Below are 17,889 nucleotides of genomic sequence, written 5' to 3'. Positions count from 1 at the left end.
CGCTGACCTCGGGCACCTCTCGAACATTCGCCCTACACGGGATAGCCTCCGGCCATGGCGAACGGTCAGTGGTACCCCGAGGAGTGGCCGGACCGCATCCGCGCGCTCGCGGACGGCACCCTCACCCCGGTGTCCCCCCGGCGCGCGGCCACGGTGCTGCTGCTGAGGGACACCGAGTCCGGTCCGGTCGTCCACATGCTGCGCAGACGCGCCTCCATGGCCTTCGCCGGAGGCGCGTACGCATATCCCGGGGGCGGTGTCGACCCGCGCGACGACGACCGCCTGGTGCGCTGGGCAGGGCCCACGCGCGCGTGGTGGGCCGAGCGGCTCGGCGTCGACGAGGCGGGCGCCCAGGCGATCGTGTGCGCGGCCGTACGGGAGACGTACGAGGAGGCGGGTGTCCTGCTCGCCGGGCCCGGCCCGGAGTCGGTCGTCGGCGACACCACCGGGGAGGACTGGGAGGCGGACCGGGCCGCGCTGGTCGCGCGCGAGCTGTCCTTCGCCGAGTTCCTCGACCGGCGCGGGCTGGTGCTGCGCTCGGACCTGCTGGGCGCGTGGACCCGCTGGATCACCCCGGAGTTCGAGGCCCGCCGCTACGACACCTGGTTCTTCGTCGCCGTCCTCCCCGAGGGCCAGCGCACCCGCAACGCCTCCACGGAGGCCGACCGCACGGTGTGGATCCGGCCCGAGGAGGCCGCCGCCGGCTACGACAAGGGCGAGCTGCTGATGATGCCGCCCACCATCGCCACGCTGCGCCAGCTGCAGCCGTACGCCACCGCCGCCGAGGCACTGACAGCCGCACCCGCGCGGGACATGACGCCGGTGATGGCCGGTGCCCGTCTGGTGGACGGTGAGATCGTCCTGTCCTGGCCGGGGTATGCGGAGTTCACCAAGCACATCCCGACGGCCGAGACGAGCACCGGTGGAGGCCCCGCATGACCGACGCAAGCACACTGCCCGGCCAGCCCCGCGGCCAGGTGCTCTCCGGCCCCGCCACCGAACGGGCCGTCAACGTCCTCGCGCCCAATGCCTCCGCGATGACCCTGGACGGCACGAACACCTGGATCGTCGCCGAGCCCGACTCCGACCTGGCCGTGGTGATCGATCCGGGCCCGCTGGACGACGGCCATCTGCGCACGGTCGTGGACACCGCCGAGAAGGCCGGCAGGCGCATCGCGCTGACCCTGCTCACCCACGGCCACCCGGACCACGCCGAGGGCGCCGCCCGTTTCGCGGATCTCACCGGTACGCGCGTGCGTGCCCTCGACCCGGCGCTGCGCCTCGGCGACGAGGGCCTGGCCGCCGGCGACGTGATCACCGTGGGCGGCCTGGAGCTGAGGGTGGTCCCGACCCCCGGCCACACCGCCGACTCCCTCAGCTTCCATCTCCCGGCCGACCGCGCGGTCCTCACCGGCGACACGATCCTCGGGCGCGGTACGACGGTCGTGGCGCACCCCGACGGCCGCCTGGGCGACTATCTGGACTCCCTGCGCCGGCTGCGCTCCCTGACGGTCGACGACGGCGTCCACACGGTCCTGCCGGGGCATGGGCCGGTCCTGGAGGACGCCCAGGGCGCCGTCGAGTTCTACCTCGCCCACCGCGCCCACCGGCTCGCCCAGGTGGAGACGGCGGTCGAGAACGGCTACCGCACCCCGTCCCAGGTCGTCGCCCACGTCTACGCCGACGTCGACCGCTCCCTGTGGCCGGCGGCGGAACTCTCGGTACGGGCCCAGCTGGACTACCTGACCGAGCACGGCCTGATCTAGGGCCTCTCTTTCGGATCTTGCCGGGCTCGCGGGGTCTGGCACGCGCATCTGCGGCGTTGTCGGCAGTCGCCGACTCCCCACGCTCGGCTTCTCCCCCACGCTCGACTTCTCCCCCACGCTCGACTCCGCTCGCGCGGGAGGGACCCCCAGCGCGGGAGGGACCCCCAGCGCGGGGACCCTCACCGCGTCGCCCGCCGCGGCAGCGGCTGATGTCACGGCCTCCTCCGCCGTGCAGCTGCACGCACCAGACCCCGCTCGGGTCGGCCGGGAGGCGCCGTCGCCTCAAACCGTCCTGATCCGAAGGAAAGGCCCTAGCTGCGGGGCCCGGCTAGTCCGGTCTGGGCGCCTTGATGCCGTGCACGCGCGCGTACTCGGCGGCGAGCCAGGGGCCGAGATCGTCGACGTACGTGCGCAGCACCTCGGCATCGCCGACGGGTTCACAGCCGTACTCGGCCGCCGTGCGCAGCTGTGCGGCCCGCCGCGGGTAGGAGGCGGCGAACGCCTCGGCCATCTCCCGCAGATCGCTGGTCCAGCCGTTCCAGCGGGGCATGACCAGTGTGAAGGCGGTGCGGACGAGGTGGCGGGACATGAAGCGGACGAGGGGGCGCCGGGCCTCCTCGGTGTTCGCGGCGCCCGCGATCCGGTCCCGCCAGCGGGGCAGCCACAGGGCCAGGTCGCCGTTGGTCTCGCGGGCCAGCAGGGAGTCGGGCCGGTAGCGCGGCAGGTGCTCGGCGAGGTCGTCGCCGAGCAGCGGGGTGCACAGGCAGGCGACGAACCAGCTCAGGTCGTACCGCTCCGGCTCGCTCAGCAGCCGGTCCCTGCCGTAGAGCAGCGTGCCGACCCCGTCGATCTGCGGGAACTGTCGGTCGAGGCTCTCACCGAGCGTCCGTACGGCCACCCGGTCGGCCTCGCCGGGCTCCTCCCGCAGCGCGACGAGCAGGTCGAGGTCGCTGCGTCCCACGCGCGCGGTGCCGCGCGGGATCGACCCGTAGAGGTAGGCGCTGTGCAGCCGCGTCCCGAAGATGTCCGGCAGCCGGTCGCGCGCGGCGGCCACGACCGGGCGGAAGGCGGCGGGCACGCGCGCGAGGGAGCCTTCGCGCGCGAGGAAGCCCTGCTCGTCGAGACCGGGACGACGGATTGTTTCAGCCATGGGACAACTGTCCCGTGCGGCACTGCCCGGGGCAGCTGGTTTTCCCCGTGGGGCCCGGCCCGCGGCAGCTGGTTTTCGCCCGCCGCGGCGCCCTGGGGCTAGCGGGACCGCTTGGCGAGCCGCTCCACGTCCAGCAGGATCACGGCCCGTGCCTCCAGGCGGAGCCACCCGCGCTGGGCGAAGTCCGCCAGCGCCTTGTTCACGGTCTCGCGTGAGGCGCCGACCAGCTGGGCCAGCTCCTCCTGCGTGAGGTCGTGGACGACGTGGATGCCCTCCTCGGACTGCACGCCGAAGCGGCGCGAGAGGTCCAGCAGGGCGCGGGCCACGCGGCCGGGGACGTCGGAGAAGACCAGGTCGGACATGGCGTCGTTGGTCTTGCGCAGCCGGCGTGCGACGGCGCGCAGCAGGGCGCCGGCCACCTCGGGGCGGGCGTTCAGCCAGGGCTGGAGGTCGCCGTGGCCGAGACCGAGCAGCTTGACCTCGGTCAGCGCGGTCGCGGTGGCCGTACGCGGGCCCGGGTCGAACAGCGACAGCTCACCGATCAGCTCACCGGGGCCGACGACGGCGAGCATGTTCTCGCGGCCGTCGGGGGAGGTGCGGTGCAGCTTGACCTTGCCCTCGGTGACGACGTACAGCCGGTCACCGGGGTCGCCCTCGTGGAACAGTGAGTCACCGCGCGCGAGGGTCACCTCACTCATGGAGGCGCGGAGCTCCGCGGCCTGCTCGTCGTCGAGCGCCGCGAAGAGCGGGTTGCGCCGCAGAACGTCGTCCACGAGTTCTCTCCCTTGTCGACCTGCTCAGGGGATCTTGTTCCCCCGTGTACCAGGGGACCGTGCTCCCCATTTTGCCGGACGGTCCAAACAGTGTGATCTGTCACAAGGATGCCGCACAGGTGTCCTGAGGTAAGCGTCAGGGGTCCAATCGGGGGCCGATCTTGCGGGTCCGGGGCGGATGTCGGTGCCGGGCTCTAGGCTGGCCGGGTGTCCAAATCACCGTGAGAGCACAGGCCAAGGGGGCTTAGCGGGTGGTTGTACGTCGCGATTCCGCTGTGGGCGAACAGGGTCCTGGCGGTAGTGAGAAAACCGGAAAAACGGCTAAAAAGGTCACCGCTGCCAAGAAGGCGGCCGCCAAGAAGGTGTCCTCCAAGAAGGTCGTGGCGGCCGCCAAGAAGGCCGAGGCCGTGCGGACCGGGAAAGCCGTCGCCGTGAAGAAGGCCGCGCCCGTCAAGAAGATCGCGGTGAAGCCCCCGGCGCAGGAGTCCCGCACCGCCCTGGTCCGCCGCGCCCGCCGCATCAACCGCGAGCTGGCCGAGGTGTACCCGTACGCCCATCCCGAGCTGGACTTCGAGAACCCCTTCCAGCTGCTCGTCGCCACGGTGCTGTCGGCCCAGACCACGGACCTGCGCGTCAACCAGACGACCCCGGCGCTGTTCGCCACGTACCCGACCCCCGAGGACCTCGCCGCGGCCAACCCGGAGGAGGTCGAGGAGATCCTGCGCCCCTGCGGCTTCTTCCGGGCCAAGACCAGGTCGGTGATAGGGCTCTCCAAGGCGCTCACCGAGGACTTCGGTGGTGAGGTGCCCGGCAGGCTGGAGGACCTGGTCAAGCTGCCCGGTGTCGGCCGTAAAACCGCCTTCGTCGTCCTCGGCAACGCCTATGGCCGGCCCGGGATCACCGTGGACACCCATTTCCAGCGGCTCGTACGGCGCTGGCGGTGGACCGAGGAGACCGACCCGGACAAGATCGAGGCGGCCGTCGGCGCGCTCTTCCCGAAGAGCGAGTGGACCGATCTGTCCCACCACGTGATCTGGCACGGCCGCCGGATCTGCCACGCCCGCAAGCCCGCCTGCGGCGCCTGCCCGATCGCCCCGCTCTGCCCGGCCTACGGCGAGGGCGAGACCGATCCGGAGAAGGCGAAGAAGCTGTTGAAGTACGAGAAGGGCGGCTTCCCGGGCCAGCGCCTCAAGCCCCCGCAGGCGTATCTCGACGCGGGCGGCAAGCCGGCCCCGCCGCTGGGGGCCGCGTGACGGATCGGACTCGCCGCGTGACGGAACGATCTCGGGGCCCTCGGGCGTTGGACAGGCAGAGGCGACGGGGGTGGCGATGACGAAGGCCAGTGAGGCGCGGGGCGCGGTGACGCTGAGCAAGGAGGGGCTGCCCGACTGGCTGGCGCCGGTGGTGAAGGCGGCCGAGACGGTCGAGCCGGTCCAGCTGAGCAGATTCCTGCCGCCGGAGAACGGCTCGGGTCGGCAGTCGGCGGTGCTGATCCTGTTCGGCGAGGGCGAGCGCGGCCCCGAGCTGCTGCTCATGGAGCGCGCCGGCTCGCTGCGCTCGCACGCCGGGCAGCCGTCCTTCCCGGGCGGCGCCCTCGATCCCGAGGACGGCGATCCGCACGCCGACGGGCCGCTCAGGGCCGCCCTGCGCGAGGCCGAGGAGGAGACCGGCCTCGACCCGTCCGGCGTCCAGCTCTTCGGCGTGCTGCCCGCGCTCTACATCCCGGTCAGCGGCTTCGTCGTCACGCCCGTGCTCGGCTGGTGGCGCGAGCCCAGCCCGGTCGGCGTCGTCGACCCCAACGAGACGGCCAGGGTCTTCACGGTCCCCGTGGCGGATCTCACGGACCCCGCCAACCGCGCCACCGCCATCCACCCCCGGGGCCACGCCGGCCCGGCATTCCTGGTCGAATCGGCCCTCGTCTGGGGCTTCACGGCCGGCGTGATCGACCGTCTGCTGCACTACGCGGGCTGGGAGCGCCCCTGGGACAGAGAGAAGCGGGTGCCACTCGACTGGCGGTCATGACAGGGTGTCGTCGTGCTGTGTCTTTCCGGGGGACAACCCCGGACCCCCGGCCAGGCCGCGGGGAGCGGAGTGGAGTAGGCGAGGCCTGAAGCAGTGAACGCGCTGGACATCCTGTTGCTGGTCGCGGCCGTGTGGTTCGCGGTCGTGGGCTACCGCCAGGGCTTCGTCGTCGGCATCCTGTCGGTGATCGGTTTCCTCGGCGGCGGCCTCGTCGCCGTGTACACCCTGCCCGTGATCTGGGACGCCGTGACCGACAAGGCGACCGTCGGCACCACCGCGGCCGTGGTCGCCGTGGTCGTCGTCATCGTGTGCGCCTCCGTCGGCCAGGCCCTGACCACCCACCTCGGCAACAAACTGCGCCGGTACATCACCTGGTCCCCGGCCCGCGCCCTGGACGCCACCGGCGGGGCGCTGGTCAACGTCGTCGCGATGCTGCTGGTCGCCTGGCTGATCGGTTCCGCCCTCGCCGGTACGACGCTGCCGACACTCGGCAAGGAGGTGCGCGGCTCCAAGGTGCTCCTCGGGGTCTCCCGGGCGCTGCCCGCGCAGGCCAACACCTGGTTCGCGGACTTCTCCACCGTCCTCGCGCAGAACGGCTTCCCGCAGGTCTTCAGCCCCTTCGCCAACGAGCCGATCAAGGACGTCCAGCCGCCCGACCCGGCCCTCGCCGGCAGTGGGGTCGCCGCCCGCGCCCAGGACTCCATCGTCAAGGTCACCGGCACCGCCGAGAGCTGCGGCAAGGTCCTGGAGGGCACCGGCTTCGTCTTCGCCGACCGCCGCGTCATGACCAACGCGCACGTGGTCGGCGGGGTCGACGCGCCCACCGTGCAGATCGGCGGTCAGGGCCGCAGGTACGACGCCAAGGTCGTCCTGTACGACTGGAAGCGCGACATCGCCGTACTCGACGTACCGGACCTCAGGGCGGCGGCGCTGCGATTCTCCGGCCGGGAGGCGGCCGGCGGCGACGGCGCGATCGTCGCGGGCTTCCCGGAGAACGGCTCGTACGATGTGCGCGCCGCGCGCGTGCGCGGGCGCATCACGGCCAACGGTCCGGACATCTACCACCGCGGCACGGTCAGCCGTGACGTCTACTCGCTGTACACGATCGTCCGCCAGGGCAACTCCGGCGGCCCGCTGCTCACGCCCGACGGCAGGGTGTACGGCGTGGTGTTCGCCAAGTCCCTGGACGACGCCGAGACCGGCTACGCGCTCACGGCGGACGAGGTCCGCCCCGACATCGAGCGGGGCCGTGCGGCGACAGAGGAAGTGGGTACGGACAGCTGCGCTCTGTGAGCCCCGGCGGGTTCGCGTGGTGCGGGGTTCAGCCGCGCGGGTGACGCAGACGTACCGAGACCCAGCGGGCCCGGCGGCGCAGGATGTGCGGGATTCCCACCCGAAGGTCCGCCTCCGCGAGTTGCGGGGTGCCTCGCTGAGGCGTGCTCAGACCGGAGGTCGAGCGGCGGTTGCGGGGTGCGTCACTGTCGTGCGTCCAGCCCATACCCCGACGTGTGCCCCGTCAGAAGGTCGATAACCGCGTGTGCGCCCCCCAATTGGCCTATGCGGCAGGCATGTGGCCGTTCGAGGGACAAGTGTTCACCAACCGGATACACCACGCATCGACCCTGTCACCGCACGGTCACCGGCATACCGTCACCGGTCGGGCTCGGGGTCTTTCAGCCAGTTGACGAGTTCTGTGGAGAACGCCACCGGGTCCTCCTCATGCGGGCTGTGCTTTCCCGGGGGCCGACCCCCGGACCCCCAGCCGCGTGCGTGCGGGGGGCGTTTCACCGGTCGGGCTCGGGGTCTTTCAGCCAGTTGACGAGTTCTGTGGAGAACGCCACCGGGTCCTCCTCATGCGGGAAGTGGCCGAGGCCGTCGAACAGGCGCCAGCGGTAGGGGGCTTCGACGTACTCGCCGGAGCCGGCCGAGCTGCGCGTGCGGGTCACCGGGTCGAGTGAGCCGTGCAGATGGAGCGTGGGCACCCGAACGGGGCGTTTCATACGGCGGTTGAACTGGATGCCGTCCGGGCGGGCGAACGAGCGGACCAGCCAGCGGTACGGCTCGATCGAGCAGTGCGCGGTCGACGGGATGCACATGGCCCGCTGGTACGTCTCCACCGCCTCGTCCTCCGGCGGGCGCGGCCCGGACCAGTCCCGGATCAGCCGGCCCACCAGCGCCCCGCCGTCCGCGGTGAGTTGACGCTCCGGGAGCCACGGCCGCTGGAAGCCCCAGATGTAGGAGTTCGCGGCGGTCTGCCGGGCGTCGAGCAGCATCGCCGCGCGCCAGCGCCGCGGGTGCGGCATCGACACGACCGCGAGCCGTCGTACGAGCTTCGGCCGCATCGCCGCCGCCGTCCATGCCAGATAGCCGCCCAGGTCGTGGCCGACCAGCGCTGCGTCCGGCTCGCCGAGCGAGCGGATCACGCCGGTGACGTCCAGTGCCAGGTTGGCGGGGTCGTACCCGCGAGGCGTGCGGTCGCTGCCGCCGACGCCCCGCAGGTCCATCGCCACCGCCCGGTAGCCCGCGTCCGCGAGCGCCGCCATCTGGTGCCGCCACGTCCACCAGAACTGCGGGAAGCCGTGCAGCAGCAGCACCAGAGGGCCGTCGCCGAGCTCGGCGATGTGGAAGCGCGCGCCGTTGGCGGCGACGTCCCTGTGGGTCCAGGGACCGTCGATCCGTACGGCCGAGGGGGCGGGGTCGCTCATGACGACGAGCGTGCCACAGCTTCGATGGCCGCGGGGGTGCGGTCCTCGGGCAGTTCGGCGCGCGGGTGCGGCTTGGCGTTCTGCAGGACGCCCGCCGTCTCCTTCACCGACGCGGCCACCTTCTGCGGGCCCTTGCTCTTCTTGGCCTTCTTCGCGAAGACCAGGCCGATCAGCGCGAGGAGGACGGCGACGAGCACGTTGGCCGCGAAGGACAGCACGAAGCAGATCGCCAGATTCCAGTGGGTCCAGGTCCGGATGCCGTACGCGAGCGCGAAGTTGAGCATCGGCAGGGAGAACAGCAGCACCATGCCCGCCATCGAGAAGGCGCCGCCGCTGACCGCGCCGCGCTTCACGTCCTGCTTCAGCTGGGCCTTGGCCAGCGCGATCTCGTCGTGCACCAGCGCCGACAATTCGGTCGTCGCCGAGGCGAACAGCTGGCCGATGCTGCGTTCGGCGCCGACCGGGCTGCCGTCGGGTGCGCTCATCGCGTTCTCCCTCAGAGGTCTGTCCGGCCGTCCTGCGGGGTGGCCGTCTTGTTTTGTACCGTCTCGTCAGATCATGCCGGACGGTCGTCGTCCTCGCCTGCCCCGCCCGCCACTTCCGCAAGCCCGTGGCGGGCCGCGGCCGTCCGCTCCGCGGCGCGCTCGGCGGCGATCCGCCGGTGTTCGGCGGCCTTGCGCTCGTGGATCTCGGCCATGCGCAGGTGGTACGCCGGGTCGTCCTGCTCGTACACGTCCGGGATGCCGTCGAGGTCGTCGTCGCGCTCCTCCTCCGCGCACAGCCTGCGGTACTTGGCGTTGCGTATCTTCAGCAGCACCGTCGCCCACACCGCCGCGATCAGTGATCCGGTGAGGACGGCGGCCTTCACCTCGTCGGTGAGGACGGCATCGCCGGCGAAGGCGAGCTCGCCGATGAGCAGGGAGACGGTGAAGCCGATCCCGGCGAGCGAGGCCACCGCGAAGACGTCGGCCCAGGCGAGGTCCTCGCTGAGAGAGGCGCGGGTGAAGCGGACGGTCAGCCATGTGCCGCCGAATATGCCGAGCGTCTTGCCGACGACGAGCCCGAGCACCACGCCGAGCGTCTCCGGCTTGGTGAACACGTCCCCGAGCGCCCCGCCGGAGACCTTCACCCCGGCGCTGAACAGCGCGAACAGCGGTACGGCGAGCCCGGCCGACAGGGGCCGCACCAGGTGCTCGATGTGCTCGCCCGGGGAGTGCTGCTCGCCCTCGCGGGTGGTGCAGCGCAGCATCAGGCCCATGGCCACACCGGCGATGGTGGCGTGCACGCCGCTGTTGTACATCAGCGCCCAGATCACCAAGGCCAGCGGAACGTACACGTACCAGCCGCGCACGCCTTTGCGCAGCAGCAGCCAGAAGACCACCAGCCCGGCGACGGCCCCGCCGAGGGCGGCGAAGTTCAGCCGCTCGGTGAAGAAGACCGCGATGATCAGGATCGCGAAGAGGTCGTCGACGACCGCGAGGGTGAGCAGGAAGGCGCGCAGGGCGCTGGGGAGGGAGGTGCCGATGACCGCGAGGACCGCGAGCGCGAAGGCGATGTCGGTCGCCGTGGGCACCGCCCAGCCCTGCGTGGAGCCGTGTCCGGTGAGGGTGGTGAGGGTGTAGACGAGCGCCGGTACGGCCATGCCGCACAGCGCGGCGACCACGGGCAGCGCGGCGGCTCTGGGGTCGCGCAGGTCCCCGGCGACCAGTTCGCGCTTGAGCTCGATGCCGGCGACGAAGAAGAACACCGCGAGCAGGCCGTCGGCGGCCCAGTGGGTCAGGGAGAGGTTCAGGCCGAGCGTGCCGGGGCCGAGGTGGAAGTGGCTGACGGTCTCGTAGCTGTGGTGGAGAGCCGGGATGTTCGCCCAGACGAGGGCCGCGACGGCGGCGAGAAGCAGCAGGACACCGCCGACGGTCTCGGTGCGCAGCGCGTCCGCGACGATGGCCCGCTCGGGCAGGGAGAGCCGTCCGAGGGCCTTGCGGGGGGCTTTCTGGGTGCGGGGCGCGGCCACGGCGGGGACCTCCGGGTCGGTACGGCGATGATCACGCCGTCGCGCGGGGTCGCCGGCGGCGTCGCCGACCAGACTTCCCGGCACACCCTGAGGCTGCCACTTTACCGGATTTTGACGCTGGAGGTTAGTGAGGCGAACGAAAAAGGGCGCCCGGTGGTGACATCGGGCGCCCTCGCCGCCGTTCTGCCTAGTCCTCGCTGGGCGCGGCCGGCAGCTTGGCCTGGATCAGGTCCATGACCGTGGAGTCCGTCAGCGTGGTGACGTCACCGAGCTGGCGGTTCTCGGCCACGTCGCGCAGCAGACGGCGCATGATCTTGCCGGAACGGGTCTTCGGCAGCTCGGCCACCGGCAGTATCCGCTTGGGCTTGGCGATCGGGCCGAGCGTGGCGCCCACGTGGTCGCGCAGCTCGCCGACGAGCGCCTCGGTCTCCGCGGCCGTACCGCGCAGGATCACGAACGCGACGATCGCCTGGCCGGTCGTCTCGTCGGCGGCACCGACGACGGCCGCCTCGGCGACCGACGGGTGGGACACCAGCGCCGACTCCACCTCGGTGGTGGAGATGTTGTGCCCGGACACGAGCATGACGTCGTCGACCCGGCCCAGCAGCCAGATGTCGCCGTCGTCGTCCTTCTTCGCGCCGTCACCGGCGAAGTACTTGCCCTCGAACCGCGACCAGTAGGTGTCGATGAACCGCTGGTCGTCGCCCCAGATGGTGCGCAGCATCGACGGCCACGGCTCGGTCAGCACCAGATAGCCACCGCCGCCGTTGGGCACCTCGTTCGCCTCGTCGTCGACGACGGTCGCGCTGATGCCGGGCAGCGGGCGCTGCGCGGAGCCGGGCTTGGCCTCGGTGACGCCGGGCAGCGGCGAGATCATCATCGCGCCGGTCTCGGTCTGCCACCAGGTGTCCACGACGGGCGTGCGGTCCGCGCCGATGTTCTTGCGGTACCAGACCCACGCCTCGGGGTTGATGGGCTCGCCCACCGAGCCGAGGACGCGCAGGGAGGACAGGTCGAACTTCGCGGGGATGTCGTCGCCCCACTTCATGAACGTCCGGATCGCGGTCGGCGCGGTGTAGAGGATCGTGACGCCGTACTTCTGCACGATCTCCCAGAACCGGCCCTGGTGCGGGGTGTCCGGCGTGCCCTCGTACATGACCTGCGTGGCGCCGTTGGCCAGCGGGCCGTAGACGATGTACGAGTGCCCGGTGACCCAGCCGACGTCGGCCGTGCACCAGTACACGTCCGTCTCCGGCTTGAGGTCGAAGACCGCGTGGTGTGTGTACGCCACCTGGGTGAGGTAGCCGCCGGAGGTGTGCAGGATGCCCTTGGGCTTACCGGTCGTGCCGGAGGTGTAGAGGATGAACAGCGGGTGCTCCGCCTCGAACGCCTCCGGGGTGTGCTCGGCCGACTGACGCTCGACCAGGTCGTGCCACCAGTGGTCCCGCTCGTCGTTCCAGGCGACGTCCTGCCCGGTACGGCGCACCACCAGCACGTGCTCGACGTTGTCGACCTTGCCGATCGCCTCGTCCACGGCGGGCTTGAGGGCGGACGGCTTGCCGCGCCGGTAGCCGCCGTCGGAGGTGATGACGACCTTGGCGTTCGCGTCCTGGATGCGGGTCGCGAGCGCGTCCGCCGAGAAGCCGCCGAAGACGACCGAGTGCGCGGCGCCGATCCGGGCCGAGGCCAGCATCGCGATCGCGGTCTCCGGGATCATCGGCATGTAGATGGCGACCCGGTCCCCCTTGCGAACGCCCAGCTCCAGAAGAGCGTTGGCCGCCCTGGAGACCTCGTCCTTCAACTCCGCGTAGGTGATCGAGCGGCTGTCGCCGGGCTCACCCTCGAAGTGGATGGCGACTCGGTCGCCGTGTCCGGCCTCGACGTGGCGGTCCACACAGTTGTAGGCGACGTTCAGTTCGCCGTCCTCGAACCACTTCGCGAACGGAGGGTTCGACCAGTCCAGCGTCTCGGTCGGCTCCTTGGCCCAGGTCAGCCGGCGGGCCTGCTCGGCCCAGAAGCCGAGCCTGTCAGCCTTGGCCTGTGCGTACGCCTCCGCCGTGACGTTGGCGTGCGCGGCCAGGTCGGCGGGGGGCGCGAACCTGCGTTCTTCCTTGAGCAGGTTGGCCAGGCTCTCGTTGCTCACGACATCTCCCTCTCGAAGGGTGTCCGTTGTGTCCCAGGCCACAGCTCATCAGACGTGGGGGTCCCATGACAAGGGTCGTCGCCAAAATTGGTTTAGACCTGTTCCGAATTCGGTGGCTCACACCGCATCGCGTGCCTCCTCTTCCACCGTGACGCCCTCCCTGACGTCCTCGAACACCCTGTCTCCTGCCGCCTCCGCGAGCAGATACGCCTGCGCCTCGGCCACGTGGAAGTACATCCCGTGCAGCTCCAGCTCGCCCCTGGCCAGCGCCTGGGCGACCGGCCGGTGCGCCCTCAGATGCTCCAGCTGCTGCACCACGTTGACCAGGCACAGCTGCTCCACCGCGTCCGCCGGCGCCCGCCCGGCCAGCCGGGGCCGGCTGTGGCGGTCCCGGTCCATCCGGGCGAGACTCGGCATCCCGTGCCGGAGCCAGCGGCGCAGAGGGGTCGGCGCGCCGGCGAAAGCAGGTTCGGCGGATGCGGTTGTGGCGGACCCGGAGTCGCCGGCTGCGGTCTCGATGGGCCTGGGTTCGCCAGGTACGGTCTCGCCGGACCCCGACCCGGATCCCGACCCGGACCCCGACCCGGACCCGGACCCGGACCCCGACCCGGACCCGGACCCGGGACCGCCGGTCGCGGTCTCGGCGGCCCCCCTGGCACCGTGCGCGTCGGACAGCAGCGCCTGCATCGCCCCGCATCCCGAGTGCCCGCACACGGTGATGGAGCGCACCCCGAGCACCTCCACCGCGTACTCGATGGCCGCCGCCACCGAGTCGTCGCCGTGCTCCTCGCCCGGCGGTGGCACCAGGTTGCCGATGTTGCGGACGACGAACAGGTCGCCGGGACCGCTGGCGGTGATCATCGACGTGACGAGCCGGGAGTCGGCGCAGGTCAGGAAGAGCTGCGCGGGGCGCTGGCCCTCCCGGGCGAGCCGGGCCAGCTCCGCCCGCACCAGCGGCGCGGTGTGACGCTGGAACGAGCTGATGCCACGCGCCAGTTCCCGTCTTGCCGCCCGCTCCGCCTGCTGCCCCGGCGCCTGCCCCGCCGGGGTGGACGGTCTCCCCGTGGCGCACTCCTGGTGGTTGCGCCAGGGCGTCCAGGGGCGGCACGGGCACGGGGCGGACCGAGCCGGGGCGGTGGCGTCGAGGGTTCCGGTGGTCAGGGTGGAGCCGGTGGTGTCGGTCAGGGTGGTCCAGGTGGTGTCGGCTGGGGCGGAGCCGGTCGGGGTGGGCCCGGTGGCGGTCCGGATTCCGCCGCGTCGGCCCGACAGCTCGGCCGTACCGCCGCGCGCGGTGTGGGCGGCGCGCCAGTCCTGCAGTGACTCGTACGCCGCGTGGTCCATGAACGACCCGTCCAACTCCACGACGGCGTGGGCGCCTTGGGGTACGAGCTGCAGGGCTCTGCTGAGCCGGGGCACGGCGAGGAACGTCAACTGGCCTCGGACACGTACGTGATGGACTCCTTCCTGCTGGTCATGGGTGATGCGGGTGCGGGCGAGGCGGTGCAGGGCGACGGCGACCGCCACGGCGACTCCGAGGGCCACGCCCTGGAGGACGCCGAGGAGCACCACGCCGAGTGTGGTCGCGGCGTAGACCAGCACTTCGCGGTGGCGCGTCACTGTGCGGATGTGGTGCAGGGACACCATCCGGATGCCGACGGCCATCACCAGGGCGGCGAGGGAGGCGAGCGGGATCTCCTCCAGGACCGGGACCATCAGCAGCGCGGCGACTACTACGAGAACGCCGTGCAGCATCGTGGAGTTCCGGCTTTCGGCACCGGAGTTCACATTGGCCGCGCTGCGCACCGCCACCCCCGCGACCGGCAGCCCGCCGAGCGCCCCGGAGACGACGTTGGCGGCGCCCTGGGCCAGCAGCTCCCGGTCGAGGTCGGAGCGGCCGACGCGAGAGACCGGGCCGGAGCGGGCGGCGACCAGCTTGTCCACGGCCACCGCGCCGAGCAGCGACTGCACGCTGCACACCAGGGTGGTGGTGAGTACGGCGGCGGCGATGCCGAGGACCGGTCCCTCGGGCAGCCCGGCCAGGGCGTGGCTGCGCCAGGACGGCAGATCGACCCGGGGCAGGTCGAGTCCGGCGAGGGCTGCTGTGGCGGTGGCCCCGGTCACGGCGACGAGGGCGGCCGGCACCCTGCGCAGCAGCCGTCCGGTCCGGCCGGGGAGCCGGGGCCAGGCCAGCAGCAGGGCGAGCGTGAGCGCGCTCATCGACGCGGCACCCGGGTGCAACTGAGCCAACTGGGTAGGCAGTGCACTGAGGTTGGCGACGACCGTGCTGTCCGGGCTGCCGCCGAGGACGATGTGCAGCTGGGCGACGGCGATGGTGATGCCGATGCCGGCGAGCATGCCGTGCACGACCGCCGGGCTGACCGCGAGCGCGCCGCGAGCCACCCGCAGACAGCCGAGCGCGAGCTGGGCGAGTCCGGCGAGGACGGTGATGCCGCAGGTCGCCCGCCAGCCGTAGCGGTGGATCAGGTCGGCGGTGACGACGGTGAGTCCGGCGGCGGGCCCGCTGACCTGGAGCGGGCAGCCGCCGAGCCGGCCGGCGACGAGCCCGCCCACGGCCGCGGCGACGAGACCGGCCTGGAGCGGGGCGCCGGTGGCCAGGGCGATGCCGAGGGACAGGGGCAGGGCGATCAGGAAGACCGCGACGGACGCGGACAGGTCGGCGGTCCCGACAGGGAAGCGCCTACGGAGCCCGGCCGGCGGGCTGTGCGGCGGGTGGGGGTGCTGGGTGTGAGGGGGTGCGCAGGTCGGCATGGTCCCGTCTCCTCCGGGGCGGCGTGGGCGCGGACTGGGGCGGGATGGAGCACTGTCAGTAAATGAAGAGTAACGCAAAGTAAAGAAAGGGCATAGCTTTTCGGGGCAAATAGCGCATTAGATCCCCCATGTGAGTGAAGTAATCAATCGATCGGCTTGTCGTACTAATTCCTTCTCGCTCCCGTGCGACCTTGGCCGCACTGTCGGTGCAAGCCCGGCACTTCACCAGAAAACGGCCATCGTCAGCGTCTGTCCGAGAGAAGGAAGAAGGTGGGCGGAGCATGACCGCCACCCAGAGGATCGCCGTCGGCGTCGTGGTCGCCGCGGCCTGCGCCTCGTCGCTCGCCGGTTGCGCGACCGGCTCCCACGGTTCCAAGGAAGGGGTGTCCGGTCCGCCGAAGGGTGCGCCGGCGCCGCCCAAGAGCGTGGTCCGGCTGATCGGTGACGGATCGACCGCGTACACCGGCGCGCAGCCGCATCTGCCCCGGCCCGAGCGGCTGAAGCCCGGTCAGAAGCCGCCGCAGTTCGTCGTCTTCTCCTGGGACGGCGCGGGCGAGGACCGTCAGAAGCTGTTCTCGCACTTCCGCAAGGTCGCCAAGGAGAACAACGCGACCATGACGTACTTCCTCAGCGGTGTGTACGTGCTGCCGGAGGACAAGCGCGACCTCTACAAGCCCCCGCAGCACTCGCCGGGGCGCTCGGACATCGGCTTCAACGACGAGCAGGGGATCGCCGACACCGTCAAGCAGGCGCGGCTGGCCTGGCTGGAGGGCAACGAGATCGGCACCCACTTCAACGGTCACTTCTGCGGGCCCGACGGCGGGGTCGGCACCTGGTCGGTGGACGAGTGGAAGAGCGAGATCGCCCAGGCCAAGCAGTTCGTGAAGACCTGGAAGACCAACACCGGCATGAAGAACGCGGCCCCGCTGCCCTTCGACTACGACAAGGAGCTGATCGGCGCCCGCACCCCCTGCCTCGAAGGCCAGAAGAACTTCATGAAGGCCGCCCACGACCTGGGCTTCCGCTACGACTCCAGCGGCGTCAACAACCAGGTCTGGCCCAAGAAGAAGGAGGGCCTGTGGGACCTGTCGATGCAGCTGGTGCCCTTCCCCGGGCACACCTTCGAGCAGCTGACCATGGACTACAACTTCATGGTCAACCAGTCCGGTACCCAGACCCAGGGCGACCCCGACAAGTTCGACTACTGGGGCGACCAGATGCGCGACGGCCTCGTCAAGGGCTTCTACCGGGCCTACGACGGCAACCGCGCGCCGCTGATCATCGGCAACCACTTCGAGTCCTGGAACGGTGGCACGTACATGCGCGCCGTCGAGGACACGGTGAAGGAGGTGTGCAACAAGCCGGACGTGCGCTGCGTGTCCTTCCATCAGCTGGCCGACTGGCTGGACGCCCAGGACCCGAAGACCCTGGAGAAGCTGCGCACCCTGAAGGTGGGCGAGGCGCCCCGGCAGAGCTGGGCGTCCTTCCTTTCCGGCGGTCCGGCTCCGGCGCCCAAGGGCGTGCCCGGGGCGCCGGCGGTCAGGCAGTAGGCGTCAGACCGGAGTTGCCACACTCTCGCCGAGCACGAAGGAGGGGTCGACCTGCGCTGCCAGGTCGGCCCCGGTGCGTTCGTTGCCCCAGGCCTCGGCGTTCTTCAGGTGGAAGTGCACCATCTGGCGGGTGTAGCGCTCCCAGTCCCGCAGCTCGTACGTGGCGTCCGCGGCGTCCTTGAGGGTATGCAGGGCACGGGAGTTGGCCTCTTCCAGGAGGTCGAACCGGGGCGGGCGGCCCTTCTCCATGGCGCGGACCCAGTCCGAGCGCCCGACCGTCACGAGCAGGTCGTCCCCGACCTCCGCGCGCAGGAAGTCGATGTCGTCCTGTTCCTGGATCTTGTTGCCGACGACTTTCAGAGCGACGCCGAAGTCGCGGGCGTACTCCTTGTACTGGCGGTAGACGGAGACCCCCTTCCGGGTCGGCTCGGCGACGAGGAACGTCATGTCGAAGCGGGTGAACATGCCGGAGGCGAAGGAGTCCGAACCCGCCGTCATGTCGACCACGACGTACTCGCCGGGGCCGTCGACGAGGTGATTCAGGAACAGCTCCACCGCTCCCGTCTTGGAGTGGTAGCAGGCGACCCCCAGGTCGGCGTCCGTGAAGGGGCCGGTGACCATCAAACGGACGGCGCCCCCGTCGAGTTCCACCGGACGTGCGCAGGCGTCGTAGATCTGGTTCGGCTCGCGCACGCGCACCAGGCGCGAGCCCTCGCCGGGCGGGGTCGTTTTGATCATCGTCGCGGCCGAGGGGATGCGCGGGTTGCCGCCACGCAGGTAGTCCTTGATCAGCGACAGCCGCTCGCCCATGGCGGGCAGTGCGGCTGCCTCCGCCTCGTCGAGGCCGAGCGCCGGGCCGAGGTGCTGGTTGATGTCCGCGTCGATGGCGACCACCGGGGCGCCGGTGGCCGCGAGATGGCGGATGAAGAGGGAGGAGAGTGTGGTCTTGCCACTGCCGCCCTTCCCGACGAAAGCAATTTTCATGTTCACCAACGGTAGT

At 71.3% G+C, this 17,889-nt stretch carries 14 protein-coding genes; 6 read left to right on the top strand and 8 right to left on the bottom strand.

Annotated features, from left to right (window positions below):
* Positions 1–54 precede the first annotated feature (54 nt).
* Positions 55–939, top strand: a complete 885-nt coding sequence (locus O1G22_RS19085; RefSeq protein WP_225097300.1) for an NUDIX hydrolase — start codon at positions 55–57, stop codon at positions 937–939.
* Positions 936–1,766 carry an MBL fold metallo-hydrolase gene (locus tag O1G22_RS19080; protein ID WP_225097299.1) on the top strand — a complete coding sequence of 277 codons (831 nt, stop codon included), beginning with the start codon at positions 936–938 and terminating at the stop codon, positions 1,764–1,766. Before O1G22_RS19085 ends, O1G22_RS19080 begins: the two co-directional genes overlap by 4 nt.
* Positions 1,767–2,094: 328 nt before the next feature.
* On the opposite strand, the gene O1G22_RS19075 is transcribed toward O1G22_RS19080, so the two are convergent.
* Together O1G22_RS19075 and O1G22_RS19070 are read right to left on the bottom strand one after the other, a co-directional pair.
* Positions 2,095–2,916 carry a nucleotidyltransferase domain-containing protein gene (locus O1G22_RS19075; RefSeq protein ID WP_270082441.1) on the bottom strand — a complete coding sequence of 274 codons (822 nt, stop codon included), beginning with the start codon at positions 2,914–2,916 and terminating at the stop codon, positions 2,095–2,097.
* A gap of 98 nt (positions 2,917–3,014) precedes the next feature.
* Entirely contained in the window at positions 3,015–3,689 is a 675-nt protein-coding gene (locus O1G22_RS19070; RefSeq protein ID WP_014674022.1) for a Crp/Fnr family transcriptional regulator, read from the bottom strand.
* 275 nt (positions 3,690–3,964) lie between these two features.
* Between O1G22_RS19070 and nth the strand changes: the two genes are divergently transcribed.
* The 3 genes from nth to O1G22_RS19055 all read left to right on the top strand — a co-directional run bounded on the left by nth (position 3,965) and on the right by O1G22_RS19055 (position 7,004).
* The gene (gene nth, locus O1G22_RS19065; protein ID WP_270082440.1) at positions 3,965–4,942 is read left to right on the top strand and encodes an endonuclease III; all 978 of its coding nucleotides are present in this window, start codon (positions 3,965–3,967) and stop codon (positions 4,940–4,942) included.
* 76 nt (positions 4,943–5,018) lie between these two features.
* Complete coding sequence (locus O1G22_RS19060) at positions 5,019–5,711, top strand: NUDIX hydrolase (protein ID WP_225097297.1); 693 nt, start codon at positions 5,019–5,021, stop codon at positions 5,709–5,711.
* Between the two features lie 93 nt (positions 5,712–5,804).
* Positions 5,805–7,004 (top strand): MarP family serine protease, encoded by a 1,200-nt coding sequence (locus O1G22_RS19055; RefSeq protein WP_270082439.1) that lies wholly within the window; start codon positions 5,805–5,807, stop codon positions 7,002–7,004.
* Between the two features lie 491 nt (positions 7,005–7,495).
* Here O1G22_RS19055 and O1G22_RS19050 read toward each other — a convergent pair whose 3' ends face one another.
* The 5 genes from O1G22_RS19050 to O1G22_RS19030 all read right to left on the bottom strand — a co-directional run bounded on the left by O1G22_RS19050 (position 7,496) and on the right by O1G22_RS19030 (position 15,339).
* A complete protein-coding gene (locus O1G22_RS19050; protein ID WP_270082438.1) occupies positions 7,496–8,416 on the bottom strand; it encodes an alpha/beta fold hydrolase in 921 nt (306 codons plus the stop codon).
* On the bottom strand, positions 8,413–8,901 hold the full coding sequence (locus O1G22_RS19045) for a phage holin family protein (protein ID WP_225097294.1): 489 nt from the start codon (positions 8,899–8,901) through the stop codon (positions 8,413–8,415). The genes O1G22_RS19050 and O1G22_RS19045 overlap by 4 nt, the downstream gene beginning before the upstream one ends.
* Before the next feature lie 71 nt (positions 8,902–8,972).
* On the bottom strand, positions 8,973–10,427 hold the full coding sequence (nhaA, locus tag O1G22_RS19040) for a Na+/H+ antiporter NhaA (protein WP_270086459.1): 1,455 nt from the start codon (positions 10,425–10,427) through the stop codon (positions 8,973–8,975).
* A 187-nt stretch (positions 10,428–10,614) separates the two neighbouring features.
* Complete coding sequence (gene acs, locus O1G22_RS19035; RefSeq protein ID WP_270082437.1) at positions 10,615–12,570, bottom strand: acetate--CoA ligase; 1,956 nt, start codon at positions 12,568–12,570, stop codon at positions 10,615–10,617.
* A 117-nt stretch (positions 12,571–12,687) separates the two neighbouring features.
* The gene (locus O1G22_RS19030) at positions 12,688–15,339 is read right to left on the bottom strand and encodes a bifunctional SulP family inorganic anion transporter/carbonic anhydrase (RefSeq protein ID WP_270082436.1); all 2,652 of its coding nucleotides are present in this window, start codon (positions 15,337–15,339) and stop codon (positions 12,688–12,690) included.
* Between the two features lie 281 nt (positions 15,340–15,620).
* Between O1G22_RS19030 and O1G22_RS19025 the strand changes: the two genes are divergently transcribed.
* Positions 15,621–16,889: a polysaccharide deacetylase family protein gene (locus tag O1G22_RS19025; protein ID WP_270082435.1), complete on the top strand. Its 1,269-nt coding sequence runs from the start codon at positions 15,621–15,623 to the stop codon at positions 16,887–16,889.
* A gap of 3 nt (positions 16,890–16,892) precedes the next feature.
* On the opposite strand, the gene O1G22_RS19020 is transcribed toward O1G22_RS19025, so the two are convergent.
* Positions 16,893–17,873, bottom strand: a complete 981-nt coding sequence (locus O1G22_RS19020) for an ATP-binding protein (protein ID WP_270082434.1) — start codon at positions 17,871–17,873, stop codon at positions 16,893–16,895.
* Positions 17,874–17,889: the final 16 nt, after the last annotated feature.

Origin of the sequence: Streptomyces camelliae (assembly GCF_027625935.1) — a bacterium.
Lineage (GTDB): Bacteria > Actinomycetota > Actinomycetes > Streptomycetales > Streptomycetaceae > Streptomyces > Streptomyces camelliae.
The sequence above is the reverse complement of the archived record's forward strand: the minus strand, read 5'-3'. Positions and strand labels throughout refer to the sequence as shown.

Excerpts from the sequence above, each read along its gene's own strand:
- O1G22_RS19075 (WP_270082441.1), bottom strand. The coding sequence starts at position 2,916 with ATGGCTGAAACAATCCGTCGTCCCGGTCTCGACGAGCAGGGCTTCCTC.
- O1G22_RS19050 (WP_270082438.1), bottom strand. The coding sequence starts at position 8,416 with ATGAGCGACCCCGCCCCCTCGGCCGTACGGATCGACGGTCCCTGGACC.
- O1G22_RS19020 (WP_270082434.1), bottom strand. The coding sequence starts at position 17,873 with ATGAAAATTGCTTTCGTCGGGAAGGGCGGCAGTGGCAAGACCACACTC.
- O1G22_RS19080 (WP_225097299.1), top strand. The coding sequence starts at position 936 with ATGACCGACGCAAGCACACTGCCCGGCCAGCCCCGCGGCCAGGTGCTC.
- O1G22_RS19030 (WP_270082436.1), bottom strand. The coding sequence starts at position 15,339 with ATGCCGACCTGCGCACCCCCTCACACCCAGCACCCCCACCCGCCGCAC.
- O1G22_RS19085 (WP_225097300.1), top strand. The coding sequence starts at position 55 with ATGGCGAACGGTCAGTGGTACCCCGAGGAGTGGCCGGACCGCATCCGC.
- O1G22_RS19045 (WP_225097294.1), bottom strand. The coding sequence starts at position 8,901 with ATGAGCGCACCCGACGGCAGCCCGGTCGGCGCCGAACGCAGCATCGGC.
- O1G22_RS19060 (WP_225097297.1), top strand. The coding sequence starts at position 5,019 with ATGACGAAGGCCAGTGAGGCGCGGGGCGCGGTGACGCTGAGCAAGGAG.
- O1G22_RS19025 (WP_270082435.1), top strand. The coding sequence starts at position 15,621 with ATGACCGCCACCCAGAGGATCGCCGTCGGCGTCGTGGTCGCCGCGGCC.